The organism is Streptomyces sichuanensis (assembly GCF_020328095.1).
Taxonomy (GTDB): Bacteria; Actinomycetota; Actinomycetes; order Streptomycetales; family Streptomycetaceae; genus Streptomyces; species Streptomyces cinnamoneus.
Window position 1 is genome coordinate 40,240 of sequence record NZ_JAIXMK010000006.1, and the last position, 6,664, is coordinate 46,903.

Sequence of the window (6,664 nt, forward strand, 5' to 3'; positions counted from 1 at the left end):
GGATCGATGTCGCGTACGGTGCGTCGGGCGGGGCGGCCGTCACCAGCGCACGGGCAGCCGGGCCGGTGCGCGCAGCGGGGTGGACTCGTCCCAGGGGAGGGACTCCGCCGGCTCCGCGAGCTCGATGCCGGGAAGCCGTTCCAGCAGCACCTCGATGGCGATCGCGAGCTGCATACGGGTCAGGTGCCCGCCCGTGCACGCGTGCGGGCCGTGCCCGAACGCCACGTGCGCGTTGGGCGTGCGCGTCAGGTCGAGACGGTCGGGATCGGCGAACGCCTCCGGGTCGCGGTTGGCGGACGCCGGGACCGGGACGACCGCGTCGCCCGCACGGATGTGTTGCCCGTGCAGGGTGAAGTCCTCCGTCGCGACGAGGATGTTGATGGCGTTCATCAGCGGTACGTACCGCAGCAGTTCCTCCACCGCGGTGCCGATCGTCCCGGGCGCCTCACGCAGCCTCTGCAACTGCTCGGGGTGGGTGAGCAGTGCGAGCAGGGCGTTGCCGGTGTGCTGGATGTTGGTCTTGTAGCCGGCCATGAGCATGGTGACGACGAAGCTGACGACGTCGTCCCGGGTGAGCCCCGCGCCCGGGCGGCGTGCCTCGGCCAGGAGCAGCCGGATGTAGTCCTCGCCGCCGTCGGCGTCCTTCTCCTTGCGGGAGATGAGCTCCTCGGCGTAGTCCTGCAGCGCGTACAGCGCCGCGAGCACCTCCTCCATCGTCAGCCCGGCGGCGCTGAGGAGCGCGAGGGTGTGCGGCAGGTAGATCCCACGGTCCTCGTATGGCAGCCCGGTGGTCTCGCACAGCACGCGCAGCGGCAGCGGATCGGCGTACGAGGAGATGAGGTCCGCCGTTCCGTCGTCCGACCCGGCGACCATCGCGTCGACGAGTTCCCCGGCCATCGTCCGGATCCGGGGAGCCATGAACTCCAGCCGTTTCCGGCCGAACATCGGCAGGACGGCACGGCGCACGCGCTCGTGATGCGCGCCGGTCATCTCCAGGAAGGTCGGCAGGCACGGCGGCGGTGCGTCGTCCCCCTCACGGGGCGGCCAGGCCGACATCAGGGGCCGTACGAGCCGGGGGTCGGCGAACGCGGCGCGCGCGTCCTCGTAGCGGCTGATGAGCCAGCCCGTCTCACCGTTGGGGAGCTGCGCCTTGACGACGGGGGCTTCGGCCCGCAGGCGGGCGTAGGCGCACGGCGGTCCGGCGGTACCCGGCTCGACCTCCGGGACCGGGACGATGGCTTCGGGGGCTTCGGGCCGGTTCATGCGGCGTGCTCCGATCCCGTGGGGCGTGCGAGGTAGCCGGTGGTGAAGAAGTGCTCCAGGTACCGGTCCAGCAGCGCGGAGTCCACCGGTGGGCAGTGCAGCCCGCTGCCGGCCAGCGCCTCCTCGGCGTTGCGCCGTCCCAGGACCGGGAAGGTGTCCTTGAGGTACATCTCCTTGACGGACATGTCGGCGTTGCGGCTGCGGTCGACGCACAGGGACACGAACGGTGCCGTGGCGCTCGTCGGGTTCTCGGCGACGTAACGCACCAGCTCGCCGACCCACCGGTCGTACGGCAGCGTGCGCAGGGTGAAGCCCGCCGTGCGCATCCGGTCGAGGACGTCCGACAGCATCGCCGGGCGGGGGTTGGTGAGATGGTGGACCCGGCCGTCGGCCGGCCGGTGCGTGGCGATGTGGACCACGGACTCGGCGAGGTGGTCGACGGGGACGAAGTCCATCGGCAGCTCGATGCCGGGGGCCAGTCCCGTCTCGGCGATCGTCTTGAACAGCGAGCAGATGGCCGTCTCGGTGTTGCACACGCCGTGCACCCGGTCGCCCGTCACCTCGTACGGCCGGTACACGGCCACCGGCAGGCCCTGTGCGGCGGCTTGCTGCAGCACGCCCTCGGCGACCCACTTGCTCTCGGCGTAGCCCATGGTGAGCCCGTCCGCGTGGGCAAGGGGCAGGTCCTCGTCCACCTCGTGCACCCCGGCGGTGCCGAATCCGGCGACGACGGCGACCGTCGAGATGAAGTGCACCGGGACGCGGCGGGGCGCCGCGATGCGGATGACCTCGCGGGTTCCGTCGACGTTCGCCGGCCGCAGTTGCTCGTAGGGGTAGAGGAAGTTGACCTGCGCGCCGTTGTGCACGATGAGGTCCAGCCGGCGGGCCAGTGCGTCGGCGTGGCCGGTCTCCAGCCCCAGGCGCGGCTGGGTCAGGTCGCCGGGGAAGCACTCGACACGCCGCCACTCGGCCTCGTCGAGGTGGAGTCCGTAGCGGGCGAGCGCGGTGCGCACCCGCTGCTCGGCGTGTGCCGGGCCCGTCGCCCGTACGGGGCAGTGGACGCGGGCGGCCGTCGAGCGCAGCAGACGGTGCAGCAGGAACACTCCGACGAACCCGGAAGCGCCCGTGAGCAGCACGTCCTTCGGGTCCTGCGGGCGGGGAGCGGGGCCTTCGGCGGGCGGGAGGGTGAAGCCGAGTTCGCTCTCCCGGACGAAGTCGACGACCGGTTCCTGTCCTGCCGTGCTGCCGAAGCCGCCCCGGGCCTCGCGTACGGCGGCGGTGAAGCCGTCCAGCGTGGGTGTGGCCAGCAGGGCCCTGATCAGGGTGGAGCCCAGGGCGGCGTCGAGGCTGAGCACGGCGAGGGTGCGGGTGACGGCCTCAGAGGCGAGCAGGGAGTCGCCGCCGAGGAGGAAGAAGTCGTCATGGGGCTGCGGGCGGACGCGCAGTACCTGCTGCCACACCTCGGTGAGGACGTCGAGCAGGCCCTCGATCTTCGGCTCGTCCGCCTCCTCGGTGTCCTGCCCGCCCGTCGCGTCGCTGTCGCCGTGGCCGCGGTCGGCCAGTGGTGCGGTGGACTTCAGGCGGGTGCGGTCGACCTTGCCGCCGCTGGTCACCGGGAAGTGGTCCAGGGGCACCAGCGCGGGGACGGCCTGAGAGGGCAGCCACTGGGCGCAGTACGCGCGCAGGGCGGCCAGCGGCAGAGGGCTGCCGGGGACGGCGGGGGTGACGTAGGCGGTCAGGGCAGCCGACTCGACCTCGACGACGGCTTCGCCGACCTCGGGGTGGGACCGTAATCGGGCCTCCACCTCGTCGAGCTCCACGCGCGCGCCGCGCAGTTTGACCTGGCGGTCGAGGCGTCCGCGGTATTCCAGCAGGCCGTCGGCGGTCCGTACGGCCCGGTCGCCGGTCCGGTACAGCAGGCCGCCCGGCTCCACGGCGGGCACCGGGACGAACCGTTCGGCGGTCAGTTCCGGGTCGCCGAGGTAGCCCAGGGCCAGTCCGTCCCCGCCGACGTACAGCTCCCCTTCCTCGCCCGGCTCCGCGACCGAGCCGTCGGCCCGCAGGACGTGGCACGTGGAGGCGCCGAAGGTGCGGCCCAGGGGGACGTGCGTGGCGTCCTCCGGCAGCGGGCGCACGACGTGGGCCGTGGAGACCACGGCGTTCTCGGTCGGGCCGTAGAAGTTGACCACCGTGGTGCCGGGGCAGGCCGCGAGGACGGCGTTCGCGAGGTGCGGGTCCATCGCCTCCCCGCCGGCCGAGACGAACCGCAGCGTGGCCAGCACCTCGGGACGGGTGCGGGCGACGAGGTGGAAGACGCTCGTCGTCAGGTACGCCATGGTGACGTCCTGCGCGCGGAAGAGCTGCTCCAGGGCGGTGGGGGAGAGGAGTTCCTCCCGGTCGGCGATGACCAGGCAGGCTCCGGTGAGCAGCGCGCCCCAGATCTCGATCGTCGAGGCGTCGGAGGACAGGCCGTATGCGTGCAGCACCCCGTCGCCCGGTGCGGGCGGGGGTAGTTCGGGGTCGGACAGCACCAGGCGCACCACGCCCCGGTGGGGTATGGCAACGGGCTTCGGGCGGCCGGTCGTCCCGGAGGTGAAGGCCACGTAGGCGCAGTCGGCCGCGGAGCCGCCGGTGCGCGGGTGACCGGCGCCGGTGGCAACGTTGTCAGCGGGGTGATCGAGGGAACCGATCTCGACTGACGCGCGTAGACCTCGCACGCGACGTGTACTGCCCGGCAGCGTGACCGCGGCACTCAGGCCCGCGTCCTCGGCCATGGCCCGCAGGCGGGCGGGCGGAAGGTCGTCGTCCAGGGGTACGTACGCGCAGCCGGCCTTGAGGATGCCCAGCAGCGCCACCAGCGCCTCCAGCGAGCGGCTGCCGCACACGCCTATGAGGTCACCGGGCCGGACGCCGCGGGCGAGCAGGCGCGCCGCCAGGGCGTCGGCGTGGGCGTCGAGTTGCCCGTAGGTCACGGTGCGCTCCCCGTGCCGTGCCGCCGGCGCGTCGGGCCGTGCCGCGGCCTGCGCCTCGAAGAGCTCGGGAATGCGGCTGTCCCGGGGATAGCCGGTCGCGGGCGCGCCGGACGCCGTCGGCGACGGGTCGGAGGCCGGGGCCGGAGCCGGGGAGCGGGGTAACAGCAGGCGTGACGAAACGTCGGTGTCGGTCATGAGTCCTTCTTGCTTGAGCGGCTTCGGTGCGGTGTGCGCTGCGCGCGCGGTGGGGTCTGTACGGCGATGCGGACGAGGTCCCGGCGCTCAGCCGGCGCTGCCCTCCTGGCCGGCACCCGCTTCGGCGAAGTCCGCCGCGAAGGCGGCGAAGTCGGCGCTGCGCCAGTGCTGCGGGCGCATGCGGAAGACGATGTCGTCCTTGAGCTGGTCGGCGGTCGCCGCCAGGTACGCCTCCGCCTCCTCGGGGTCGAGGTACCGCCGGGCCAGTGCCTCTCGGACGGCCGGGTCGACCGGATCCTCGATCGCCGTGACGGGCCCCTCGACGCTGACGTAGCGGTACGGCCGGCCCTCGTCCTGCACGCAGAGGCTGAACCGGCCGGCGGCGCGCAGGAGCCGCGCCTTGATGGTCTCCCGGCCCATCTGGACGACGACGTCGCCGCCGGGTTCGTAGCCGTACCACACCGGCACGATCAGGGGCCCGCGGTCGCCGCCCCGGGAGTCGGTGACCCCCAGGACGCCGACGCGCGGTTCGGCGAGGAAGCGTTCGCGGTCGGGGCGGGGCATGGAGGGCAGCATGCGTTTCGGACTCCTGTTTCGGTGGCTGTGACGTCGCGGCCGGAATGGTGCTGTTACGGCGCCGTCCTGGTGAGCAATCGTGAGAGCGAGTGATCAATCCCCGACCGAATAGCTGGTAAACACATGATTTAGGCGGTTTTGAGCCGCTTCTCATCGGGGCGCGGGACGAGGCGTGCGGGTCGGTGATCACCGCAGGCAGGAGCCGACGCGAGGCCGGAGAGAGCGGGGCGGGCGTGCCGCGCCGGGCGGCCGTCGTCTCTTCTGCGGCAGGGGCCTTCCGACGCACTGGAGTGTCCGGATCACGCTGTGTGATCCGGGCCACCTCGACGGGTTCGACGGGATATCCGGATACGGATCACACAGGGCGCGAGCTGCCCGAGCGCTTCGTTCGTGGTAGACGGCCCACGAGCGGCAGGGGGTGGTCAGGCGCTGCGGCGGATGTCGGGCGTTGCGCAGGGGAACGACCCTCCGAGGCTCTGCACGTGCTGGAACGGGCAGGGGATCGCTTCGAAGCCGAGACTGCGGAGCAGCTCGGCCATGTCACGGGCGCCACGGTGTGCGGCATCCAGCAGCCCGTCGCTCTCCCGGTGCACATCGGTGGGCAACGGTGCCAGTGCTCCGACGGCATGGTGGACCGGATCGTCAGGTGGTCCTCGGCGGGAAACATCGCCCGATGGGCCACGCCGACGATCACTTCCGCCAGAGGATCCCACTCGTCGTCGGCACTCAGCCGATACGCCGGTCCGGTGACATCCGTCCGTTCCTCGGAATGCTCAGGCATGCCCCCGTGCTCACCGCCGGCGGTACGCCCGGCATCCGGGCGCACCATTCGGCGCAAAAGGTGATGTCCTTATCCAACGCCAACAAAGCGGTCAAACGATCGATACCTATAGTATGGCGGGTGTCTTCGCGAATAAGCTGCAGAACTGAGTTCGCCGCGTGGCGTCAACCGCGAGCGATCCTGTGGGCCACGGCGGGTGTGGCGACCCTCGGATTCCTCATCGCGCTGGAGATCGCCGCGCGTCGCTACGGCGTACCGGGGCCGATCACCACCCAGGCGCAAGAGCTGATATTCGCCCCCAAACCGGGGCCGCTCTACGCCGGCATGGCGTTGATGATGGTGGTGCTCACCTGGCGGCAACGGTTCATCGCAGCTGGTGTCGCGATCGGCATCGACGTCGTCTTCGTGCTGGTGCGGTGGGCGGTCGACGCCAAGATGACCGACGGCCGTTACTTCGGCAACGGCGCGTTGTGGGTGATGCTGGGCTGTGCGGTCATCGCTGTCACGCGCCGCACCGGCCGTGAGCGTGTCCTGCTGCTGCAGGGCGTCGGGCTGGGCCTGCTGCTGTGGGCCGGCCGCAAGGTCGGCGACACCTGGCTCCTCGTCACGTCGAAGGCCCGCCCGACGGTGCTCGACCCGTACGTGGCGACCGCCGACCACGCGCTGGGCAACCCGTCGTGGCTGGCAGGCCGGATCCTCAACGCCACCGGCCCGATCGGCAACCATGTTCTCGGCTTGATCTACGCCCAGCTCGCGGTGGCCGCGGTCGTCGTCGCGCTGTACCAGCTGCGCAACGTGGCGGCCGAACGCCGCTTCCCGCGCCACCACCTGGTCCGCACGTTCCTGGTGATCGGCCTCCTCGGCCCGGCCATCTACA

Annotated in this window: 5 protein-coding genes; 1 reads left to right on the plus strand and 4 read right to left on the minus strand. The window is 71.8% G+C overall.

The window, feature by feature from the left end:
• Positions 1–39 precede the first annotated feature (39 nt).
• The 4 genes from LE181_RS04310 to LE181_RS04325 all read right to left on the minus strand — a co-directional run bounded on the left by LE181_RS04310 (position 40) and on the right by LE181_RS04325 (position 5,611).
• On the minus strand, positions 40–1,263 hold the full coding sequence (locus LE181_RS04310) for a cytochrome P450 family protein (protein ID WP_225659675.1): 1,224 nt from the start codon (positions 1,261–1,263) through the stop codon (positions 40–42).
• The gene (locus LE181_RS04315) at positions 1,260–4,430 is read right to left on the minus strand and encodes an amino acid adenylation domain-containing protein (RefSeq protein ID WP_225659677.1); all 3,171 of its coding nucleotides are present in this window, start codon (positions 4,428–4,430) and stop codon (positions 1,260–1,262) included. The genes LE181_RS04310 and LE181_RS04315 overlap by 4 nt, the downstream gene beginning before the upstream one ends.
• An 87-nt stretch (positions 4,431–4,517) precedes the next feature.
• Positions 4,518–4,994: a pyridoxamine 5'-phosphate oxidase family protein gene (locus LE181_RS04320; RefSeq protein WP_225659678.1), complete on the minus strand. Its 477-nt coding sequence runs from the start codon at positions 4,992–4,994 to the stop codon at positions 4,518–4,520.
• 434 nt (positions 4,995–5,428) lie between these two features.
• A complete protein-coding gene (locus LE181_RS04325; protein WP_225659680.1) occupies positions 5,429–5,611 on the minus strand; it encodes a hypothetical protein in 183 nt (60 codons plus the stop codon).
• Positions 5,612–5,850: 239 nt separating this feature from the next.
• Here LE181_RS04325 and LE181_RS04330 point away from each other — a divergent pair.
• On the plus strand, positions 5,851–6,664 hold an 814-nt coding region (locus tag LE181_RS04330), incomplete at its 3' end, for a DUF5933 domain-containing protein (RefSeq protein ID WP_263868437.1).

Excerpts from the sequence above, each read along its gene's own strand:
- LE181_RS04320 (WP_225659678.1), bottom strand. The coding sequence starts at position 4,994 with ATGCCCCGCCCCGACCGCGAACGCTTCCTCGCCGAACCGCGCGTCGGC.
- LE181_RS04310 (WP_225659675.1), bottom strand. The coding sequence starts at position 1,263 with ATGAACCGGCCCGAAGCCCCCGAAGCCATCGTCCCGGTCCCGGAGGTC.
- LE181_RS04315 (WP_225659677.1), bottom strand. The coding sequence starts at position 4,430 with ATGACCGACACCGACGTTTCGTCACGCCTGCTGTTACCCCGCTCCCCG.